18 protein-coding genes are annotated in these 20,815 nt (G+C 63.7%); 6 read left to right on the top strand and 12 right to left on the bottom strand.

Annotated features, from left to right (window positions below):
* Position 1: 1 nt before the first annotated feature.
* On the top strand, positions 2–1,963 hold the full coding sequence (malQ, locus tag XH80_RS34130) for a 4-alpha-glucanotransferase (RefSeq protein WP_271602407.1): 1,962 nt from the start codon (positions 2–4) through the stop codon (positions 1,961–1,963).
* A gap of 27 nt (positions 1,964–1,990) precedes the next feature.
* Positions 1,991–3,796, top strand: coding sequence for a glycoside hydrolase family 15 protein (locus tag XH80_RS34135; RefSeq protein WP_271602408.1), 1,806 nt, complete (start codon positions 1,991–1,993; stop codon positions 3,794–3,796).
* Positions 3,797–4,024: 228 nt separating this feature from the next.
* On the opposite strand, the gene XH80_RS34140 is transcribed toward XH80_RS34135, so the two are convergent.
* The 6 genes from XH80_RS34140 to XH80_RS34165 are packed head-to-tail and all read right to left on the bottom strand — an operon-like array spanning position 4,025 to position 11,514.
* Positions 4,025–4,837, bottom strand: coding sequence for an HAD family hydrolase (locus XH80_RS34140; RefSeq protein ID WP_220005870.1), 813 nt, complete (start codon positions 4,835–4,837; stop codon positions 4,025–4,027).
* The gene (locus XH80_RS34145; RefSeq protein WP_271602409.1) at positions 4,834–5,376 is read right to left on the bottom strand and encodes a gluconokinase; all 543 of its coding nucleotides are present in this window, start codon (positions 5,374–5,376) and stop codon (positions 4,834–4,836) included. Before XH80_RS34145 ends, XH80_RS34140 begins: the two co-directional genes overlap by 4 nt.
* Positions 5,363–6,112 (bottom strand): 6-phosphogluconolactonase, encoded by a 750-nt coding sequence (gene pgl, locus XH80_RS34150; RefSeq protein ID WP_271602410.1) that lies wholly within the window; start codon positions 6,110–6,112, stop codon positions 5,363–5,365. The genes XH80_RS34145 and pgl overlap by 14 nt, the downstream gene beginning before the upstream one ends.
* The gene (zwf, locus tag XH80_RS34155; protein WP_271602411.1) at positions 6,112–7,623 is read right to left on the bottom strand and encodes a glucose-6-phosphate dehydrogenase; all 1,512 of its coding nucleotides are present in this window, start codon (positions 7,621–7,623) and stop codon (positions 6,112–6,114) included. Before zwf ends, pgl begins: the two co-directional genes overlap by 1 nt.
* Positions 7,624–7,652: 29 nt before the next feature.
* Positions 7,653–8,651 carry a phosphogluconate dehydrogenase (NAD(+)-dependent, decarboxylating) gene (gene gnd / locus XH80_RS34160; RefSeq protein WP_271602412.1) on the bottom strand — a complete coding sequence of 333 codons (999 nt, stop codon included), beginning with the start codon at positions 8,649–8,651 and terminating at the stop codon, positions 7,653–7,655.
* Positions 8,652–8,664: 13 nt separating this feature from the next.
* A complete protein-coding gene (locus XH80_RS34165; protein ID WP_271602413.1) occupies positions 8,665–11,514 on the bottom strand; it encodes a bifunctional transaldolase/phosoglucose isomerase in 2,850 nt (949 codons plus the stop codon).
* A gap of 900 nt (positions 11,515–12,414) precedes the next feature.
* Between XH80_RS34165 and XH80_RS34170 the strand changes: the two genes are divergently transcribed.
* Genes XH80_RS34170 through XH80_RS34180 form a run of 3 tightly spaced genes read left to right on the top strand, consistent with a single transcriptional unit; the run spans position 12,415 to position 17,190 of the window.
* Positions 12,415–14,358: a PrkA family serine protein kinase gene (locus tag XH80_RS34170; protein WP_271602414.1), complete on the top strand. Its 1,944-nt coding sequence runs from the start codon at positions 12,415–12,417 to the stop codon at positions 14,356–14,358.
* 19 nt (positions 14,359–14,377) lie between these two features.
* A complete protein-coding gene (locus XH80_RS34175) occupies positions 14,378–15,655 on the top strand; it encodes a YeaH/YhbH family protein (protein WP_205668201.1) in 1,278 nt (425 codons plus the stop codon).
* Positions 15,652–17,190 carry a SpoVR family protein gene (locus XH80_RS34180; protein ID WP_057743052.1) on the top strand — a complete coding sequence of 513 codons (1,539 nt, stop codon included), beginning with the start codon at positions 15,652–15,654 and terminating at the stop codon, positions 17,188–17,190. The genes XH80_RS34175 and XH80_RS34180 overlap by 4 nt, the downstream gene beginning before the upstream one ends.
* A gap of 109 nt (positions 17,191–17,299) precedes the next feature.
* On the opposite strand, the gene XH80_RS34185 is transcribed toward XH80_RS34180, so the two are convergent.
* The 6 genes from XH80_RS34185 to XH80_RS34210 all read right to left on the bottom strand — a co-directional run bounded on the left by XH80_RS34185 (position 17,300) and on the right by XH80_RS34210 (position 20,053).
* Positions 17,300–17,722, bottom strand: coding sequence for a DUF1801 domain-containing protein (locus XH80_RS34185; RefSeq protein ID WP_271602415.1), 423 nt, complete (start codon positions 17,720–17,722; stop codon positions 17,300–17,302).
* Complete coding sequence (locus XH80_RS34190; protein WP_271602416.1) at positions 17,719–17,931, bottom strand: hypothetical protein; 213 nt, start codon at positions 17,929–17,931, stop codon at positions 17,719–17,721. The genes XH80_RS34185 and XH80_RS34190 overlap by 4 nt, the downstream gene beginning before the upstream one ends.
* 45 nt (positions 17,932–17,976) lie before the next feature.
* Positions 17,977–18,408: an SRPBCC family protein gene (locus XH80_RS34195; protein ID WP_271602417.1), complete on the bottom strand. Its 432-nt coding sequence runs from the start codon at positions 18,406–18,408 to the stop codon at positions 17,977–17,979.
* Positions 18,405–18,728 (bottom strand): ArsR/SmtB family transcription factor, encoded by a 324-nt coding sequence (locus XH80_RS34200; RefSeq protein WP_271602418.1) that lies wholly within the window; start codon positions 18,726–18,728, stop codon positions 18,405–18,407. Before XH80_RS34200 ends, XH80_RS34195 begins: the two co-directional genes overlap by 4 nt.
* Positions 18,729–18,941: 213 nt before the next feature.
* Positions 18,942–19,391: a DsrE family protein gene (locus XH80_RS34205; protein ID WP_271602419.1), complete on the bottom strand. Its 450-nt coding sequence runs from the start codon at positions 19,389–19,391 to the stop codon at positions 18,942–18,944.
* 41 nt (positions 19,392–19,432) lie between these two features.
* Positions 19,433–20,053, bottom strand: coding sequence for a hypothetical protein (locus XH80_RS34210; protein ID WP_271602420.1), 621 nt, complete (start codon positions 20,051–20,053; stop codon positions 19,433–19,435).
* Between the two features lie 190 nt (positions 20,054–20,243).
* On the opposite strand from XH80_RS34210, the gene XH80_RS34215 reads away from it, so the two are divergent.
* Positions 20,244–20,810: an STM3941 family protein gene (locus tag XH80_RS34215; RefSeq protein WP_271602421.1), complete on the top strand. Its 567-nt coding sequence runs from the start codon at positions 20,244–20,246 to the stop codon at positions 20,808–20,810.
* Positions 20,811–20,815: the final 5 nt, after the last annotated feature.

The raw sequence follows: 20,815 nt of genomic DNA on the forward strand, positions 1-20,815 counted from the left end.
AATGGATCTTTTAGCTCAAGCCCGGATCAAGGGCGTTCAGTCCGAATTCGTCGATGCCCTCGGCAAGCTGCGGGTCACTGCGCCCGAGGCGCTCAAGTCCATCCTCGATGCCCTGCCGGAAAAGCGGGTCTATCGCTTCGTCAGCGGTCCGGTCGTGGTGCGCGCGCTCGGCAATCCGCGCACCGAGCTCGCTTCCGTCGGCGCCGCGCCGCTGCAATGGAAGATCACGGGCAACGGCAACATGATCGGGCAGGGCGAGACGCACGAGCCTGTCATCGCCTGGCCCGCCGGCCTGCCACTGGGCTATCACCGGCTGACGCTGACCGATGCTGCGGGCGCGACCGAAGAGGTGCCGATGATCGTGGCGCCCGAACGGGCCTTCGGCGGTGAGTTTGACCGCGGCTGGCTGCTGGCCGTGCAGCTCTACAGCGTCCGCTCGGATCGCAATTGGGGCATCGGCGATTTCACCGACCTCGCCGGCCTTGTCAGGCTCGCCAAGCAACTCGGCGCCGACGGCGTCGGGCTCAATCCGCTCCATGTCCTGTTCGACGATCATCCGGCCGATTGCAGCCCCTATTCGCCGAACAGCCGGCTGTTTCTCAATCCGCTTTATATCGACGTGGAGGCCATCCCCGAATATTCGGCCGACCTCATCCCGGACGCTGCCAGGACCGCGGCGCGGCTGCGCGAAGGCGATCGTGTCCCGTATGCCGACATGGCGGCGCTGAAATGGCTGGGCCTGCGCGCCGCCTTTGACAGCTTCTTGAAGACCGCGACCGGTGTCCGGCGCAACCAGTTCGATGCCTTCCGCGCCGAGCGGGCGCCGCTGTTGTCGCGCTTTGCCTGCTTCGAGGTACTTCGGCATCGTTTCAATGTGCCGTGGTGGGAATGGCCGGTGGAATGGCAGCAGCCGGACGATGTCAAATGCGCTGAATTGCGCAACGGACCCGACAAGCACAAGATCGAGTTCGTCGAATTCGTGCAATGGACGGCGGACAGCCAGTTGCGCGCTGCGAAGGAGCTCTCCGCAGAGCTCGGCATGCGCGTCGGGCTCTATCTCGACGTTGCTGTCGGCGTGCAGTCCAACGGCTTCGATGCCTGGAACGAGCAGACGTCCATCTCCCGCCATCTCGCGGTCGGCGCCCCGCCTGATGTCCTCAATACCGTCGGCCAGGATTGGGGCCTTGCCGGCTTCAACGCGGGCGGCCTGGAGGCGCAATCCTTCGTGCCCTTCGCGAACATGCTGGCCGCCTCGATGCGGCATGCCGGCGCCATCAGGCTCGATCACGTGCTCGGCTTGAAGCGGCTGTACCTGGTGCCGCGCGGCTTCAAGCCTGACAACGGCGCCTATGTGCAGATGCCGCTCGAGGCGCTGCTGGCGGCGGTCGTGTGCGAGAGCGTCACCCATAAATGCATCGTGATCGGCGAGGACCTCGGCACCGTGCCCGAAGGCTTCCGCGAGACCATGCAGGATTTCGGCATCTGGTCCTATCTCGTCATGATGTTCGAGCGCGACGATGCCGGCCATTTCCGCAATGTCGACCATTACCGGCCGAACGCGCTGGTCACGCTGAATACCCATGATCTCTGCACCTATGCGGGCTGGCGCTCCTTCAGCGATCTCAAGATGAAGCGCTCGCTGGGGCTCGATCCCGGCGAGAACGAGCAGGCGCGCTGGGACGCGCTCGGCGCGCTCGACGAGATCCTGCGCCAGAACGGGATCAAGGCCAACGATCTCTACTCTGTGCTCGGCTTCCTGTCGCGCACGCCGTCGCGGCTGCTCGCCGTGTCGCTGGAGGACCTGCTCGGCGTGATCGACCAACCCAACATTCCCGGCACCATCGACGAGCACCCGAACTGGCGGCAGCGGCTTCCGGTCGCGCTCGATCAGATCGTTGCCAAGATCGATCTCGCGGCCCTGAAGGCCGCGACGCGGGAACGTTCGCTCATCGGTGGGCGTTGATATCGAGGGTTTTAGGCTCGCAAAACATTGTCGCAGAGGATCGAGGACTATGCGCTGATCGGCGACTGCGAGACCGCGGCGCTGGTCGGGCGCAACGGCTCGATCGACTGGCTGTGCTGGCCGGCCTTCGATTCCGACGCCTGCTTTGCCGCCATCCTCGGCACGCGCAAGAACGGTCGCTGGCTGATCGCTCCGAGCGAGGACGTTACAAGCATCTCGCGCCGCTATCTCGGCAACACTCTCATCCTTGAAACGCGCTTTGAAACGAAGAGCGGCACCGCCGCGCTGATCGATTTCATGCCGCCGCGCGGCAAGGCCTCCGACATCGTGCGGCTGGTGCGCGGCGTCAAGGGCACGGTGAAGATGCGGATGGAGCTCATCATCCGCTTCGGCTTCGGCGTCGATATTCCCTGGGTGCGCCGCTGCGAAGATCGGTCCCTGCTGGCGGTCGCCGGCCAGGACATGACCGTGTTGCGCACGCCGGTCGAAATCCGCGGCGAGGATCTCACCACGGTGTCCGATTTCGACGTCAAGGCCGGCGAGACCGTGCCGTTCGTGCTGACCTACGGCCCCTCGCATCTCGATCCGCCAGAGGCAATCGACCCAGAGATCGCGCTCCAGGAGACCGAAAAGTTCTGGAAGGAGTGGTCAAGCCGCTCCACCCATGATGGCGAGTATCGCAATCTCGTCATGCGCTCGCTGATCACGCTGAAGGCGCTGACATTTGGCCCGACGGGGGGCATCGTCGCGGCGCCGACCACCTCGCTGCCGGAAAAGCTCGGCGGTGGCAGGAACTGGGACTACCGCTTCTGCTGGCTGCGCGATGCCACCTTCACGCTGCTGGCGCTGATGAACTCGGGCTACACCGAGGAAGCCTCGGCCTGGCACAATTGGCTGCTGCGTGCGGCCGCCGGCTCGCCGGCCAACATGCAGATCATGTACGGCATCTGGGGCCAGCGGCGGCTCCTGGAATGGGAGGCGGCCTGGCTCGACGGTTATGAAGGCGCCGAGCCGGTACGTGTCGGCAATGCCGCGCATGCCCAGCTCCAGCTCGACGTTTACGGCGAATTGATCGATGCCTTCCATCAGTCGCGCATGGCCAAGCTGAAGCTCGACGATGAGGCGACCTGGGCGCTCGAATGCGCGGTGCTGAATCATCTCGCTGAAGTCTGGGATCATCCCGACCACGGCATCTGGGAGCGGCGCGGTCAGCCGAAGCACTACGTCTTCTCCAAGGTGATGACCTGGGTCGCCTTCGACCGGGCCATCAAGAGCGCCGAGACTTTTGGCTTCAAGGCGCCGCTGCTGCATTGGCGCACCTTGCGCGAGGCCATCCACCGCGACGTCTGCCACAGGGGCTTTGATCCCGAAGAGAACGCTTTCGTCGAGTCCTACGGCTCAAAACGGCTCGATGCCAGCCTGCTGCTGCTGCCGGGTGTCGGCTTCCTGCCGGCCGATGACCCGCGCATCCGCGGCACCGTCGCGGCCATCGAGAAGCACATGATGCGCGACGGCTTCGTGCTGCGGCACGATCCGCGCGAGGTCTCCGAGGAGACACAGCCGATCGAGGGCGCTTTCCTGGCCTGCACCTTGTGGCTGGCTGACGCCCACGTGCTCGCGGGCGACCTCGATCGGGCGCAGGCGCTGTTCGATCGCATCGCAGGTCTTGCGAACGACGTCGGGCTCCTCGCCGAAGAATATGATTCCGTCGCACGCCGCCAGACCGGCAACTTCCCGCAGGCGCTGACACATATTGCGCTGATCAACACCGCGCACAATCTCTCGGCGGCAAGGCACGCCGGCGACAAGCCGGCGATGCAGCGGTCGAAATAGCTCGAAAGATCAACTTCGATTGCGCGCAAGGATGCCATGTCAGACCCGTCATCCTGAGGTGCGAGCCATGCGACGCGAAGCGGTGCTTGGCGAGCCTCGAAGGATGAGCGGCCGGGGATGCAGCCAGGCCGTCGTCCTTCGAGGCTCGTCCTGCGTTGCAGGACAAGCACCTCAGGATGACGGTGAGAGATTTGAGCGGGCCGCTTCAACCTGCCCTCGCGGGATGCCCTAGCCCACCCCATTCCGCTTCAAGATCATCTCCATCGCCTCGGCAAAACCATCCTGCTCGTTGCTCGCGGTGACGTTGGTGGCCTGGTCCTTGACGTTGTCGGTGGCGTTGCCCATGGCGATCGAGGTGCCGCTGACGCGGAACATGGCGAGGTCGTTCTGCATGTCGCCGATGGTGGCGACCGCATCCAGGGAAACGCCGAGGCGCTTGGCCATGGCCTGCACGAAGGTGCCCTTGTCGAAGCCGGGCGGGGTGATGTCGAGATAATAGGTCTGCGAGCGCACCGCGGTCGCCTCGCTCCCGAGCGCCTGTTGCATCGCCTTCTCGCAAGCCTCGAGGCCCGCTGCATCGGCGCTGGCGCCGACGATCTTGCAGGCACTGGCGAGATACGGCGCAAAGTCCGTGACGATGGTGGGATCGGAGCGGATCGTGTGCTGCTCATGCGCGACGTATTTACCGCTGGGGTTGTCGATCAGCCATTGGTCGGTCGTGAACAGCCAGATGTCGGCGCCGAACTCCCGCAGGATCTGAAGCGACCTTTCGGCGGCGCTTTTCGGGATCAGATGCTGCTCGACCGGCCTCATCTCGGGGTCGATGATCGAGGAGCCGTTGAACGGGCCGACCGGCAGCCACAGCGCCAGCGGCTCGATCAGGAAGCGCATGCCGATCGCGGGGCGGCTCGAAGTGATGGTGAAGCCGATGCCGGCCTGGTGCAGCCGCTGCACCGCGCTCCTCGCGCGGTCCGTCAGCGTCTTGTCCTTGGTCAAAAGCGTGCCGTCGACATCGGAGACGACCAGTGAAATCTTCGTCATGGCTCAGCCCTGCTTTTCCCGCCGTCGATTTTCAGCTGCCGCACGATGCCGTCGACGATCGCCTCGACGGATTCGTCGATTGAGGCCGTGATGACGTGCTCGCTCGCGTCCGGCGGCTCCAGCGTGGTGAACTGGCTGGTGAGCAGCCCGGGCGGCATGAAATGGCCTTTGCGGTGCGCCAGCCGGTCGGCGATCAGCTCCTGCGTGCCTTTCAGGAACACGAAGCGCACGTCGTCACGTCCGCGCAGCAGCACTTCGCGATAGCTGTGCTTGAGCGCCGAGCAGGCGATGATGACATGCTCGCCCTTGCCGCAGGCGCGCGCGATCTCGTCGGCGATGGCGTTGAGCCAGGGCCAGCGGTCCTCATCCGTGAGGGGATGGCCGGCCCGCATCTTCTCGACATTGCTCTTGGGGTGGAAGCTGTCGCCGTCCTCGAAGCGCCAGCCGAGGCGCTCGCCGAGTGCAGCCGCAATCGTGCTCTTGCCCGATCCCGACACGCCCATCACAATCAACGCACAAGGTGCTTTAACGCGGCCCACGAATCCCCTCCGGAAGCGCGGCCCGATCGACCATCCAGACGGTCTCACCATGCGAGCGCGCGCGTAACGCCGGCAGATTCTCGCCATTGAGAAGGCGCGTCAAGATCGGCTGCTTGTCATGCCCTGCAATCTCGAACAGCATCTCGCGGCACGAGGCCAGCGCGGGAAGCGTCAGCGAGACCCGCGGCACGAACGGCGCGACATTGGCCTTGGGCACGCCGACCACCCAGCGCGCGGTTTCCTCGATCTCGGGATAGCCGGGAAACAGCGAGGCGGTATGCCCATCGGGTCCTGCGCCCATCAGGACGAGATCGAACAGCGGTCGAGCCGGATCGAGGCGTTCAGATCCGTAGAAGGCCTGCAATTCGTGTGCGTAGGCCGCAGCGCTCTCGTCGGGATTTTCAACCAGGGTCGGGATCGGATGGATATGGCCCGACGGCGCGTCGCGATCGAGAAAAATGGCGCGCGCGACGGCCATGTTGTTGAGCGGATCGCTCTCGGGGACAAAGCGCTCATCGCCGATGAACCAGTGCACGCGGTCCCACGGAATCCTGCTGCGATAGCCGTCGCTGCCGAGCAGCTGATACAGCTTCTTCGGGCTCGATCCGCCGGTCAGGCAGATCGCGATACGGCCGGAATTGGCTGCTATCCGCGCCATCACCCGCTCGGCGGCGGCTTGTGCGAGGGCCTCGGCGTCCGCGACGACGATCAGCTTCGGCTCTGCGGTCGTGGCCATCACGAAAACTTCCGCCAGCTGCGGCCGTCGCGGCGCAGCAGTTCATCAGCGCAGGCGGGGCCGTCGCTGCCGGCTTCATAGGTCTCGATGCCGTTGCTGCCCTCGGTTTTCCAGGCGTCGAGAAACGGCTGCACCGCCGCCCAGCCGGCCTCGATGCCGTCGGCGCGCTGGAACAGGATGTTGTCGCCGATCATGCAGTCGTAGATCAGCGTCTCGTAGCCGGTGGAGGGGTCGGCGCGGAAATAGTCGCCATATCTGAACTTCATCTCGACACCGTCGATGGTGATGCTCGGCCCCGGAATCTTGGCATTGAATTGAAGCTCGATGGTTTCGGTCGGCGCAATGCCGATGGTGAGGAAGTTCTGCGAGAGCCGGTCGACCGTCGTGCCTGAAAACATCGACAGCGGCGCCTGCTTGAACTTGATCGCCACCTCGGTGCGCTTGTGGCCCAGTGCCTTGCCGGTGCGCAAGTAGAACGGAACGCCGGCCCAGCGCCAATTGTCGATCATCAGCTTCAGGGCGACAAAGGTCTCGACGGTGCTGTCGGGCTTGACGCCCTCGGTCTTGCGATAATCCGGGATGTCCTCGTCGCCGATGCGGCCGGCGAGATATTGCGCGCGCACCGAATTTCTCAGTGCCTCTTCCCGGCTTGGCTGCTGGATCGACGTGAGGACGTCGGCCTTCTCGGAGCGCACGGAATGCGCGTCAAAGCGCGCCGGCGGCTCCATCGCCACCAGCGACATCAGCTGGAACAGATGGTTCGGCACCATGTCGCGCAGCGCGCCGGTGGCATCATAGAAGCCGCCGCGATGACCGACGCCGAGCTTCTCCTCCACCGTGATCTGGATGTGATCGATGTGGTTGCGATTCCAGATCGGCTCGAACATGCCGTTGGCAAAGCGCAGCACCAGGATGTTCTGCACCGTCTCCTTGCCGAGATAATGATCGATCCGGTAGATCTGGTGCTCGTCCATGATCTTCAGGAGCTCGGCATTCAGCGCCTTGGCCGAGGCGAGGTCGGTGCCAAAAGGCTTCTCGATCACGAGGCGGCGCCAGGCGCCATTCTCCTTCATCATGCCGGTGCGGCCGAGCTCGCGCGCCGTCGGCGCGAAGGCGGCCGGCGGGGTCGCAAGATAGAACAGGCGGTTGCCGCCGGTATCCTGCGCGCATTCCAGCGTATCCAGATGCTCGCGCAAGCGGTCGAAGGAGGGCGGGTCCTTCGGATCAGCCTCGACGAAGGTCACGCATTCCAAGAGCCTCGTCGCGATGTCGTCGTCCACGGGCCGCGTTGCGAATTGCTTGAGGCCCTTCATCAGGCCGTCGCGCAACTCGTCGTCCGACTGGCCCCTGCGGGCCACGCCGACGACGCAGAACTTTTCCGGCAGCAGGTGCTCGGCCGCGAGGTTGTAGAGCGACGGCATCACCAGGCGATGGGTGAGGTCGCCGGTGACACCGAAAATGACGAAGGCGCAGTTTTCCGGCTTGCGCTTTGGTTGCGGGTCTTTGGTCACGAACGATTGGCCTTCGCTTGATGGAGTTCTTATTTGGGCTTCGAAGCGGCCGGTTGCTTCGGCTCCTTGTGGCCGCCGAAACCCGCGCGCATCGCGGAAAGAATTTTTTCGGCGAAGGTGTGTTCCCGACGGGAGCGGAAGCGGGTGTAGAGCGCGGCGGTCAAGACTTCGGCCGGCACGGCCTCGTCGATCGCCGCATTCACGGTCCAGCGTCCTTCGCCCGAGTCCTCGACGAAGCCGGAATATTCTGCGAGCTGCGGGCTGTCGGCGAGCGCCGTCGAGGTGAGGTCGAGCAGCCAGGACGGGATCACGCTGCCGCGGCGCCAGACCTCGGCGATGTCGGCGAGGTCGAAATCGTAGCGATGATCGGCCGGCAGCGCGTCGATATTGGCGTTCTTGAGGATGTCGAACCCTTCGGCATAGGCCTGCATCAGGCCATATTCGATGCCGTTGTGGATCATCTTGACGAAATGGCCGGCGCCGACGGGACCCGCATGGATGTAGCCCTGCTCGATGCGGGGATCGCGTCCCTCGCGCCCCGGCGTGCGCGGAATGTCGCCGACACCGGGCGCGAGCGCTGCGAAGATCGGATCGAGCCGGTCGACCACCTGCTTCTCGCCGCCGATCATCATGCAATAGCCGCGGTCGAGACCCCAGACGCCGCCCGAGGTGCCGACGTCGACATATTGGATGCCGCGCGCCTTCAGCGCCTTGCCGCGGCGGACGTCGTCCTGCCAGAAGGTGTTGCCGCCGTCGATGATGACGTCGCCGTCCTGCATCACGCCCGCGATCGTCTCGATGGTCTGTTCGGTGATGCGGCCGGCCGGCAGCATCACCCAGGCCGTGCGCGGCCGCTCCAGTTTCGAGATGAACTCTTCAAGCGTCGCCGATCCCACGGCGCCGTCGGCGGCAAGGCTGGCGACGGCCTTGGCGTCCTTGTCATAGACCACGGTCGAATGGCCGTGACGCATCAGCCGGCGAACGATGTTGCCGCCCATCCGGCCGAGGCCGATCATGCCGAGTTGCATGTGAGAAATTCCCTTAGTTCAGCGCGTCGTTGAGCGCGGCGTTGAGCGCCGCGAGACCTTTCTTGAGCGGTCCCTTCAGGTGCACCCGGAGCGCGCGCCGGCCGCGCTCGGTGAGCACGTCGAAATCGCCACGCGCCTGCGCCGCCTTGATCACGCCGAAGCTGGCCTTCTGGCCCGGCACAGCGAGGTCCTTGGCGTCGTCGGCGGTGATCTGGAGGAACACGCCGCTGTCCGGTCCGCCCTTATAGGCCTGCCCCGTGGAGTGCAGGAAGCGCGGCCCGAATTCGGCGGCGGTTGCCAGGTGCCGCTTCTCGAGCACGGCGGTGCGCATCTGCTGCAGCGCCTCGATGTTGGCCTTGTCGCGCGTGATGTAGCCGAGCAGGGCAAAGTAATCGCCGCGCCGCGAGCGGGTGATATGGGCCCTGAGCCAGGAGGTGAGGTCGCCATTGGCGCCCATCGTGCGGAGCGCAGCGGCGTTGTGGTCGTCGGTGTAGAGATCGAACTGTTTGGTGCTGACGACAGGCTGTTCGGCCGGCAGCGCGCCGGTCTTCTCAAAGGCCGACGTCAGCTCGCGGGTCTTGATCTTGGCCGCTTCCACGTCCGGCTGGTCGAACGGATTGATGCCGAGAATGCTGCCCGCCACCGCCGTTGCCATCTCGAAGCGGAAGAATTCCTGGCCGAGATGGTCGATCGACTTCATCACGATGCGCACGACGGGATGACCGGCCGCCTCGATTCCGGCGAGCGCCGAGTCATGGGCGGCATCGGTTTCGCCCTCGGTGCGGATGTCGATGAAGAAGCGGTCATTGCCGTAGACGGCGGATTCGCGGATCGGCTCGCCGGCGATCGGGATCAGGCCCTTGCCCTCTTTGCCGGTCGATTCCGCGATCAGCTGCTCGGCCCAGGCGCCGAAATCGGCGATCTTCTTCGACGAGAATATCGTCACCTTGTCACGGCCTTCGAGGCCGGCAAGGCCCATGGCGAGACCGAGCTGCACGCCCGGGTTCTCGGCTGGCGGCACGTCCGGGCCGCAGGAGCGGGCCATCGCAAGCGCATGCTTGAGGAAGGTCCTGACGTCGATGCCGGCGGTTGCCGCTGGCACCAGGCCGAACGGCGACAGCACCGAATAGCGGCCGCCGATCGAGGGCTCGCCATGGAAGATGCGGGCATAGCTCAGCTTTTTGGCCGCCTTCTCCAAGGAGGAGCCGGGATCGGTCACTGCGATGAAGCGGAAGCCGGTCTTGGCCTTGGGGCCGAGGGCCTGCGCGACGCGCTCATGGAAATAGTCCTTCATCGCGTTCGGCTCGGTGGTGCCGCCGGACTTGCTGGAGACGATGAACACCGTATTGGCGATGTCGATCTTGGCCTCCATCGCCCGCACCTCGGCCGGATCGGTGGAATCGAGCACGTGCAGCTTCGGGAAGCCGGGCTTCCGGGCAAAGGTCGCGGCCAGCACCTCGGGGCCGAGGCTCGATCCGCCCATGCCGAGCACGACGGCGTCGGAGAATTTCTGGCCCTTCACGCGGCTGGCATAGTCCTCATAATCGGCGACGTCGGCCTTGGCGGCGCTGTCGAGCCAGCCGAGCCATTTGTCCTCGTCCGTCCCGGTCCAGACCGACTTGTCGCGCTGCCACAGCCTGCGGATTTTTGCCGATGCGCGCCATTCCTCGGTGCTCTTGGCCACGGCCTTGCCGAGGCCGTCGCCGAGCGAGAGAAGCTGGTGGTCGATTGCCGGCCCGAGCACGGTGGCGCGCTTGTGGGCGACCGCGCCGTAGAGCTTGTCGGCGGCGTCGGCAAACTGCTTGACGCCGTCCTTGACCAGCTCCTCGGTGATGGCATCGAGCGAGACGCCGGAGCGTTCCAGCTCCTCCAGCACGCGGTAGGCGTCCTCGACATTCTCCTCCAGGCTGTCGCGCAGCTTGCCGTGGTCGCGGAATGCATCCAGCGTTGCCGGCGGCACGGTGTTGATGGTGTCGGGGCCGATCAGCTCCTCGACGTAGAGGACGTCGCTGTAATCCTTGTTCTTGGTGCCGGTCGAGGCCCACAGCATGCGCTGCGGCTTGGCGCCCTTGGCGGCGAGCTTCTCCCAGCGCGGGCCCGAGAACAGTCGCTTGTAATCCTGATAGGCGACCTTGGCATTGGCGATCGCGACCTTGCCCTTCAGCGCGGCGAGCCGCTCCTTCTCGCTAGGGTCGTTGGCCCGCGCGATCTTCTCGTCGAGCTGCTTGTCGACCATGGTATCGATACGGCTGACGAAGAAGCTGGCGACGCTGGCGACATGCGAGGGGTCGCCGCCGCCGGCAACATATTTCTCGAGGCCTGCGAGGTAGGCCTCGGCGACCTGGAGATAGACCGCCTTGGAGAACAGCAGCGTGATGTTGATGCTGATGCCCTCGCCGATCAGCGTCTCGATCGCCGGCAGGCCCTCGGCCGTCGCCGGCACTTTCACCATCAGGTTCTTGCGACCAACGTCCTTCCAGAGCCGGCGTGCTTCGGCGATCGTGCCTGACGTGTCCATCGCGAGATATGGCGAGACCTCGAGGCTGACATAGCCGTCGCCGCCCTTGAGGCGGTCATAGACCGGGCGCAGCACGTCGGCGGCGGCCTGGATGTCCTCGACCGCGACCGCCTCGAACAGATCGGCCACGGTCCGGTCGCCGCGCTTCAGCGCCTTGCCGATCGGGGCGTCGTATTCGTCCGAGCTGCCGATCGCCTTCTCGAAAATCGAGGGATTGGAGGTGACGCCCTTGACGCCATCGGTGTCGATCAGCCGCTTCAGGTCGCCCTTGGCGATGAAGCCGCGGGCGAGGAAGTCCAGCCAGACGGCTTGTCCGTGCTTTTCCAGTTCTTTGACGGGATTCATGATGCTTATTTATCTCCAAGCCTGCGGGCGGAGGGGGTTTCCGCGCCGGTCCTGACGCGCTATCCTTTAGCCCACATGCTCCCGGGAGGGAACCAATCAAGGGTATTGGCGTCATTCTCTCGGTCTAACTCCGTCGCGATCATGGCGATCCAGGCGGCAGTCGTGCTTATGCGTAATATAAATCTGGGATGGTTCGACCAACGTCTTGCTGCGTGAGGACACCTGTCGCGTCGCGGAGTGTGGTCAGCGGTTGTTTGACCTGTCTGATCGGCTCGGTCGCGAATGGTCATGCTGGGGGAAAGCATGCACGCAAGTCCTGACGGCGTTGCCGTCGCCGGTCACCGGCGATCGATCGCGTCGGTCGCCTGCGTCGGCGCATCCTGTGATCCCGACGTCGGTCAATACCTGATGCGACTGCATCCGAGCTGCCACGCAGAACGACGTTATCCGTCAGGAGGGCCTGGCGACCGATTTTGATACTGCGCGCTTGTCGCGACCGTCATGGCTGCAAGTAAGCAGGCCGCTGCAGGCAGCCGGGGCACCGCATTGCAGCAGGAAGATGACCGCGGCACCCACGCGATCGTCCTGCAAGCGTCATAAGTTTGCCGCTCGGAAATCGTCATGTTGCAGTGCCGGAGGGAGTGGTGCCCCGGTATCGCCCGGATGTGGCCAGCCAGTGACAATTTCTGGAAATACGCCAAGATATAGGAAGATTCGCACAAATTACAGGCAAGTGCCTGTTCGTAATTCAGCGAGTGCCTACCTTGTGCGTTGCGTCGTGTCGGCACCCGGGTGTCCAATGATCGGCATGTGCTCACGCTGATTCGAGAAGCGGCCTGAGGAACAGTCTAGTAACTGCTTTCGTTTCAGCTTGTAGCGGAACTCACGCGGAGAGGGATCATGTACAACGATTCTCTATTCAACGCTTTCGCTCGGTCGTTCGAGGCGAGAAGCCAGCACGACATGTCGATGGCGGAATATCTGGAATCGTGTCGAAGCGATCCCATGAAATACGCGAATGCGGCCGAACGACTACTTGCAGCGATCGGTGAGCCCCAGACGATTGACACGGCCAAGGACCCACGCCTTGGCCGTATTTTTTTGAACCGCACCATCCGGACCTATCCGGCCTTCGCCGGCTTCTACGGCATGGAGGAAACCATCGAGCGCATCGTCGGCTTCTTCCGTCATGCGGCGCAAGGTCTCGAAGAGCGTAAACAGATCCTCTATCTGCTCGGCCCGGTCGGCGGCGGTAAATCCTCGCTCGCCGAGCGGCTGAAGTCGCTGATGGAGGTGCATCCGATCTACGTGCTCAAGGCCGGCGATGAGCTTTCGCCTGTGTTCGAGAGCCCGCTCAGCCTGTTCGATCCCGATCAGCTCGGGCCGATGCTGGAAGAGAAGTACGGCATTCCGCGCCGGCGTCTCACCGGCCTGATGAGCCCGTGGTGCTACAAGCGCCTCGAGGCCTTCGGCGGCGACATTTCCCAGTTCAGGGTCGCAAAAATCCAGCCGTCGCGGCTGCGCCAGATCGCGATCGCCAAGACCGAGCCCGGCGACGAGAACAACCAGGACATCTCCTCGCTGGTCGGCAAGGTCGATATCCGCAAGCTCGAGACCTACGCGCAGAACGATCCCGATGCCTACAGCTATTCCGGCGGCCTCAACCGCGCCAACCAGGGCGTGCTCGAATTCGTCGAAATGTTCAAGGCGCCGATCAAGATGCTGCACCCGTTGCTGACGGCAACGCAGGAAGGCAATTACATCGGCACCGAGAATATCGGCGCGATCCCGTTCACCGGCGTCATCCTCGCGCACTCCAACGAGGCGGAGTGGGCGAGCTTCAAGTCGAACAAGAACAACGAGGCCTTCATCGACCGCATCTGCGTCATCAAGGTGCCCTACTGCCTCCGGGTCACCGAGGAGCAGAAGATCTACGAGAAGCTGATCCAGGGCTCCGAGCTGGCGGCTGCGCCGTGTGCACCCTCGACCTTGGAGACGCTGGCGCGGTTCTCGGTGATGTCGCGCCTGCGCAAGCACGAGAACTCGACGCTGTTCGCCAAGATGCGGGTCTATGACGGCGAGAGCCTGAAGGAATCGGATCCGAAGGCGCGCAGCGTGCAGGAATATCGCGATGCCGCCGGTGTCGACGAAGGCATGGACGGCGTCTCCACCCGCTTCGCCTTCAAGATCCTGGCTGCGACCTTCAACCACGATCCGCAGGAGGTTGCCGCCGACGCCGTGCATCTGATGTACGCACTGGAGCAGTCGATCCGCAGGGAGCAGCTGCCCGAGGAAGTCGAGAAGCGCTATCTCGAATTCATCAAGGCCGACCTGGCGCCGCGCTATGCCGAGTTCATCGGCAACGAGATCCAGAAGGCGTATCTCGAATCCTACTCGGATTACGGCCAGAACCTGTTCGACCGCTATGTCGATTACGCCGATGCCTGGATCGAGGACCAGGACTTCAAGGACCCCGACACCGGCCAGCTGCTTGATCGCGAGCTTTTGAACCAGGAATTGACGAAAATCGAGAAGCCGGCGGGTATTGCCAATCCCAAGGACTTCCGGAACGAGGTCGTCAAATTCTCGTTACGCTCCCGGGCCCAGAACGGCGGCAAGAATCCGACCTGGACCTCCTACGAGAAGATTCGCGATGTGATCGAAAAGCGGATATTCTCCCAGGTCGAAGACCTGCTTCCGGTCATCTCGTTCGGTTCGAAGAAGGACGGCGAGACGGAGAAGAAGCACGGCGAGTTCGTGGCACGCATGGTGGAGCGCGGCTACACCGAGCGTCAGGTTCGCCGACTGGTCGAATGGTACATGCGCGTGAAGCAAGCCGGTTGAGGCGGATGAGAAAGTGGCCATTCACATTATTGACAGGCGCCTGAATCCAGGCGGCAAGAGTCTTGAGAACCGCCAGCGGTTCTTGCGTCGGGCCAAATCCCTGGTGCAGGGCGCCGTCAAGAAGACCTCTCAGGAACGCGACATCAAGGACGTCCTGGAGGGTGGAGAGGTCACAATCCCGCTCGACGGGATGCACGAGCCGCGTTTCCGCCGTGAAGGCGGCACGCGCGACATGGTGCTGCCCGGCAACAAGAAGTTCGTCGAGGGCGACTATCTCCAGCGTCAGGGCCAGGGCAGCGCCAAGGATTCCGGTCCCGGTGAAGGCGACAGCGAAGATGCCTTCCGCTTCGTGCTCAGCCGCGACGAGTTCGTCGATCTCTTTCTCGACGATCTCGAGCTGCCTGATCTCGCCAAGCGCAAGATCGCGCAGACCGAGAGCGAAGGCATCCAGCGCGCCGGCTATACCACTTCGGGCTCGCCCGCCAATATCTCGGTCAGCCGCACCGTGAAGCTGGCGCTCGCACGCCGCATCGCGCTCAAGCGCCCGCGCAAGGACGAGGTCGAGGAGCTGGAAGCCGCGATCGAGGCCTGTACCGACGAGGACGAGCGTGCCGAGCTTATCGCCCAGCTCGAAAAGCTCAAGGCGAAGACCAAGCGCATTCCCTTCATCGATCCGCTCGACATCCGCTATCGCCGCTACGAGAAGGTGCCGCGGCCGGTGGCGCAGGCCGTGATGTTCTGCCTGATGGACGTGTCGGGCTCGATGTCCGAGCACATGAAGGATCTGGCCAAACGCTTCTACATGCTGCTCTACGTGTTCCTGAAGCGGCGCTACAAGCATGTCGAGATCGTCTTCATCCGCCATACCGACCGCGCCGAGGAGGTCGACGAGCAGACCTTCTTCTATGGCCCGGCCTCCGGTGGCACGCTGGTCTCCAGCGCGCTGCAGGCGATGCACGAGATCGTGCGCGAGCGCTTCAGCCCGGCGGACTGGAACATCTACGCCGCGCAAGCCTCCGACGGCGACAATTCCTATTCCGATGGCGAGCTGACCGGCCTGCTGCTGACCGAGAAGATCCTGCCGGTCTGCCAGTTCTTTGCCTATCTCGAGGTCGGGGAATCAGGCGGCAGCGCCTTCGATCTCTCCGACTCCTCGCTCTGGACCCTCTATGAGCGCCTGCGCAATTCTGGCGCACCGCTCTCGATGCGCAAGGTTTCCGAGCGCAGCGAGATTTTCCCGGTGTTCCACGATCTGTTCCAGCGCCGCGAAACTGCCCAGGAGAAAGCCGCTCCATGACGGAACGCTTGTTCGAAGGCGCCGATTGGGATTTCCACACCTTGCAGCGCATCACCGATGCCTGCGAAGAAGTTGCGTTGAAGGATCTCGGGCTCGACGTCTACCCGAACCAGATCGAGGTCATCACCGCCGAGCAGATGCTGGACGCCTATTCGTCCGTCGGCATGCCGCTGTTCTACAAGCACTGGTCGTTCGGCAAGCACTTCGCCTATCACGAGGCCTCGTATCGCAAGGGCCTGATGGGTCTTGCCTATGAGATTGTGATCAACTCCTCGCCCTGCATCTCCTACCTGATGGAGGAGAACACGGCGACGATGCAGACGCTGGTGATCGCGCACGCCGCCTTCGGCCACAACCACTTCTTCAAGAACAATTACCTGTTCAAGCAGTGGACCGACGCGGAAGGGATTCTCGACTATCTGGATTTCGCCAAGAACTACGTCATGCAGTGCGAGGAGCGCTACGGCCGCATCGAGGTCGAGCGCACGCTGGACGCCGCGCATGCGCTGATGTCGCACGGCATCGACCGGTATCCCGGCAAGAAGAAGCTGGATTTGCGCGCCGAGGAGAAGCGGGCAGGGCGCCGCCGCCAGCACGAGGAGGAGGTCTTCAACGACCTCTGGCGCACCGTGCCGACAGGCAAGAGCAAGAGCCGGTCCGCGCTCTCGATCGAGCGCCGCCGCAAGCTGCTCGGCCTGCCGCAGGAAAATCTGATCTACTTCCTGGAGAAGAGCGCGCCGCGCCTCGCGCCCTGGCAGCGCGAATTGTTGCGCATCGTCCGCCACATCGCGCAATATTTCTATCCGCAGAGCCAGACCAAGGTGATGAACGAGGGGACGGCGACCTACGTCCACTATCGCATCATGACCCAGCTGCATCAGCAGGGCCGCATCACCGATGGCAACTTCCTGGAGTTTCTGGGCTCGCACACCAATGTGGTGTTCCAGCCCGAATTCGACGATCCACGCTTCTCGGGCTTCAATCCATACGCGCTCGGCTTCGCCATGATGCAGGACATCGAGCGCATCGTCACCAGTCCGTCGGACGAGGACCGCGAATGGTTCCCTGATATCGCCGGCAAGAACGACGTGATGGGCGTGCTGCGCGACGTCTGGGCCAATTACCGCGACGAAAGCTTCATTGGCCAGTTCCTGAGCCCGAAGCTGATGCGGCACTTCCGCATGTTCCATTTGCACGACGATCCCGAGGAGCGCGCCGGCATCCGGGTCGACGCGATCCACGACGAGCGCGGCTTCCGCCGCGTCCGCCGCGAGCTGGCGCGCCAGCACGATGTCGGCTTCATCGATGCCAATATCGAGGTGGTCGACGTCGATCTCTCCGGCGACCGCCGGCTGATCCTGCATCACCGTGTCATCAAGGGCTCGCAGCTCAACGAGACCGACGCCAAGCGCGTGCTGCAGCACCTCGCCGATCTCTGGACCTACGACGTCGCGCTGATCGAGGTCGATGCCAACGACAAGGTGCTGCGCGAATACGTCGTCAGCCCGCGTCCAATAGCGGCCGCGGTGGCCTGAGGCATCTTTCAAGGTGATATGAGACCCGCGCGCAGAAGGCGGTGCGCTCCCTCGCCCGCCTGCTTGCGGGAGAGGTTAGAGCCAGTCCGCGGCTTCTGAAGAGATCAGGTCAGGCTTTCTTCCCCGGCTTCTTCTTCGCCGCATTCAGCGCCACCGCCGCGCGGATCAGCGCCTTCAGCGCCTTCTCGTTGATCTTCGCGCCCTCGCTGATATCGATCGCGCGCCGCACATTGCCGTCGAGGCTGGAATTGAACAGGCCGGCGGGGTCGTCCAGAGCCGCGCCCTTGGCAAAGGTCAGCTTCACCACCGCCTTGTAGGTCTCCCCCGTGCAGATGATGCCGTCGTGCTCCCACACGGGAACGCCGCGCCACTTCCATTCCTCGACCACATCAGGATCGGCCTCCTTGATCAGCGCGCGGATCCGCTTCAGCGTCTCGCCGCGCCAGTCGCCGAGCTCCTTGATCCGGCCGTCGATCATCCTGGATGGTGACGGCCCATCCGTCTTTTTCTTCGCGGTCACGGTCTTCTTCATGGCCTCGCCTCGCTGCCGCGGTCGAGATAGGGCAGTGCGAACAGATAGAGCCCGGTCGCGAGCAATGGAATCAAGGGCACGAAAGCCATCAGGCCAATCCATGTGGCCTGAATCTGCATGGTCAGCGCAACGATGTTGGCGATCACAGCCAGCGTGAAGGCAATCGACAGCCAGCGATGGATTTGCCGGACCCACATGTTCGAGTTCATCTAAAGTCTCCTCTGGGAATATTCGGGATCAACGTTTGTGGCTCGCTATTCGGCCCGTGCCAGCAGCTCGTCGAGCTTGGTGAAAAACTGCTTCCAGCCGGCATGTGCGCCGCCATAGGCCTGCTTCTGGCTGGGGCGGAAGCCCGCCTGCTCGACACGCAGATGCGTGCCCGATCCTCGCGGGGTCAGCGTGAACGTCACCACGCTTCTGAGGTCGTAGGCTGCGTCCTCGTTGGTGAAATTCCAGGTATAGGCGAGGGAGCGCTGTGGCTCGATGGCGAGCACCTCGCAATCCAGCACGCCGCCCCATTCGCCGCGCAGATTGAAACGGTGGCCGACCTCGGGCTTGAAGTCGTTCTTCATCAGCCATTCCTCGATCAGATGCGGCTGCGTCAGCGCGCGCCACAGCCGCTCAGGCGGATAGGCGAATTCCCGCTCGATCACCACGGAACGTGTTTCGGTCGCAGCCTCAGTCATTGGTCCATCCTCTTCAGGAGATCGTCGAGTGCATCGAGCCGGTTCTGCCAGAAGCCGGCCATCTGGCTGGTCCAGTCGATCAGCGGATTGAGCGCGCCGGGCTGCGCGCTGTAATGGGTCTGGCGTCCCTCATGCCGGTCGCGCACCAGGCCGGCGAGCTTCAGCGCGCCGAGATGCTTTGACACCGCCGGCTGCGAAACGCCCGATCGCGCCGTCAGTGCTCCGACCGTCTGCTCGCCCTCCCGGCACAGCCGTTCGAAGATCGCCCGCCGCGTCGGGTCGGCGAGCGTCCGGAACAGAAGGTCAGGGGTGGAGGACATGGGAAATCCATAACTCCTAGGTTATGGATTGATTCATAACCGCAGGGTTATGGGTAAGTCAAGGGGCGGCAAAGGGGTTGGTGCTGGCGGGCGCAACTCTCTCGCCCGTCATTGCGAGCGTAGCGAAGCAATCCAGGATCTCTCCGCTGAGGCAGCCTGGATTGCTTCGTCGTAAGGGCTCCTCGCAATGACGGAGGATGGGGGCGAAGTGGCTCACGGCCGCAAGTACAAATACCCCTGCGACTGCAGTTCAGCGAGCCGAACCACGCCGCCCTTCTCCGCGCTCGCGAAGCCCGGCAACAGATCCGTCAGCGTGATGTTCTGCGCCTTCATGGTGTTGCCGCAGGCGGCGAGCTCGACGCCGTCCTTGGCGAAATTGCTGATCCGCCCCCTGACGTCGGGATTGGCCTGTGCCTGATGGAAGGCCTTCAGCGCCGGCCCGTGGATGACGAGCGCGAGGGTGACATGGTCGGGGCCGCCGACGCCGTCGATGTGGTTCTGGATGTTGCCGAGCACGAAATTGACCTTGTCGGCGTCGCTGAGGTGATACACCACCTTCAGCTTGTCTGACTTTGCAGCTTCAGTCGCAGCGTTGGCGCGCGAGGCGGCAAAGGCCGCGCCCAGCGCCGAAATCGTGCTCCACAGAATGTTCCGGCGGTTCATGGCGATGTCCTTTGATGACGCCCGTCTTTGCCGGAGCGATATCACTTGTGGCGGAGCGCGGCGAGTTCCTTGCGGTCGGTCGCGAGCGCGGCGCATTCGCTGTTGTCAGCCCGGTCGAGCCGGAAAATCCCGTCATCGCTGCCGGCGACCAGCGACCGCTCGGCCTCGTCGTCGGGCTTGTTGTGCAGCCAGACCCTGACGCTCTCGAGCCGTACGATGGCCGATTTGTCGTCCTTCGAGAGCGCGATACCGATGCCGCCGCCCTCGCAATCGACGCCGCAGCCGAGTCTGACCTCGTTGCCTTCCTTGGTGAGCACCGTGTGGTGACACGAGCCGCTGGAATCGAAATCACCGCTACGGTGGCGATAGCGGAAGCCGAGCCGGAACGAGTTGTGGAGCTCTTTGTCCTCGCTGTCGGTCTCCGCGGAGACCAGCAGCTTCATGGAAGCGACCTTCTGCTTCGGATGTCGCGCCAGATGCTCGGCATCGTAGCGGCGGACGAAGCAGGCATAGGCTGTCTTGCCTGGTGTGCCCGCATAGATCCGTGCGTTGAAGGTCTCGGCTTCGGTCTTGTTCGCCTCGCGGAAGTCGTCGGCCTCCTCGGCCCCAGCGACGCCGATGAAGGCCACGAAGGCAAGCGGAAGGATAAGGGCAATTTTCATGATTGCACCGGGTCAGCCATTTGGGCCCCGCATCGGGATGGTGACGGGCCACCAGCGGTTAGTCGCAAGCCGCACGCGGCGCGTTCAACCGCGCGCCTGGCCGGCAGCCTCGCGCAAGGTTCCAGGCTTAACCCTTGCGAGGGGGCGCAGAAAAACCCCGGGCGTTGCAAATGGCTGGAGGCGGTTGAACATGTCCGAAAGTCAGAACTTGCCCAATCTTGCGATCGGCTATTCCCTGGCCAGGTCGTTGAAGGTGCTCGGCGCGGGCCTGCTGCTGACGTTGCTCTGTGCCGCCGTCGCCTTCAACTGGCTGCACGGCAAGGAGATCAGCTCGCTCCAGATCGTGATCTGCTCCGCCGGTGTTGCGCTGTTCGGCTTTGCGACCTGCCAGGCGATCTGGAGGCTGGTCTCCGCCCGGGAGCCGGTTATCTTCATCACCCGCGTCGGCATCCGCGACACCAGGATCGCCGACGACACCATCGCCTGGCGATCGGTGCGCGACATCCTGGTCTGGCAGCTTCGCACCCAAAAGATCGTGGTACTGAAGGTTGATCCCCTCGTTGCCGAGCAGTTTGCTGGAGGCATGCTGAAGCACATCGTAACGCTGATGAACAAGGCGCTCGGCGCCGACGGCGTGATCATCAATGCCGGCGGCCTGACCATGGACGCCGAGACCTTGTCCCAGACCTGCAGGCAATATTGGACGGCCAGCCGGCTCGCTCATTTGCGCCGTGCGACGCCGGAGCCCGTCAGCTAGCGACC

It is taken from the genome of Bradyrhizobium sp. CCBAU 45384, from assembly GCF_028128665.1.
GTDB lineage: Bacteria > Pseudomonadota > Alphaproteobacteria > Rhizobiales > Xanthobacteraceae > Bradyrhizobium > Bradyrhizobium manausense.

Bases quoted from the DNA above. Each gene is read 5' to 3' on its own strand.
- XH80_RS34165 (WP_271602413.1), bottom strand. From the start codon at position 11,514: ATGAATCCCGTCAAAGAACTGGAAAAGCACGGACAAGCCGTCTGGCTG.
- XH80_RS34140 (WP_220005870.1), bottom strand. From the start codon at position 4,837: ATGACGAAGATTTCACTGGTCGTCTCCGATGTCGACGGCACGCTTTTG.
- XH80_RS34180 (WP_057743052.1), top strand. From the start codon at position 15,652: ATGACGGAACGCTTGTTCGAAGGCGCCGATTGGGATTTCCACACCTTG.
- malQ (WP_271602407.1), top strand. From the start codon at position 2: ATGGATCTTTTAGCTCAAGCCCGGATCAAGGGCGTTCAGTCCGAATTC.
- XH80_RS34210 (WP_271602420.1), bottom strand. From the start codon at position 20,053: ATGAAAATTGCCCTTATCCTTCCGCTTGCCTTCGTGGCCTTCATCGGC.
- pgl (WP_271602410.1), bottom strand. From the start codon at position 6,112: ATGGCCACGACCGCAGAGCCGAAGCTGATCGTCGTCGCGGACGCCGAG.
- XH80_RS34185 (WP_271602415.1), bottom strand. From the start codon at position 17,722: ATGAAGAAGACCGTGACCGCGAAGAAAAAGACGGATGGGCCGTCACCA.
- XH80_RS34190 (WP_271602416.1), bottom strand. From the start codon at position 17,931: ATGAACTCGAACATGTGGGTCCGGCAAATCCATCGCTGGCTGTCGATT.
- XH80_RS34195 (WP_271602417.1), bottom strand. From the start codon at position 18,408: ATGACTGAGGCTGCGACCGAAACACGTTCCGTGGTGATCGAGCGGGAA.
- XH80_RS34170 (WP_271602414.1), top strand. From the start codon at position 12,415: ATGTACAACGATTCTCTATTCAACGCTTTCGCTCGGTCGTTCGAGGCG.
- gnd (WP_271602412.1), bottom strand. From the start codon at position 8,651: ATGCAACTCGGCATGATCGGCCTCGGCCGGATGGGCGGCAACATCGTT.
- XH80_RS34205 (WP_271602419.1), bottom strand. From the start codon at position 19,391: ATGAACCGCCGGAACATTCTGTGGAGCACGATTTCGGCGCTGGGCGCG.
- XH80_RS34215 (WP_271602421.1), top strand. From the start codon at position 20,244: ATGTCCGAAAGTCAGAACTTGCCCAATCTTGCGATCGGCTATTCCCTG.
- XH80_RS34200 (WP_271602418.1), bottom strand. From the start codon at position 18,728: ATGTCCTCCACCCCTGACCTTCTGTTCCGGACGCTCGCCGACCCGACG.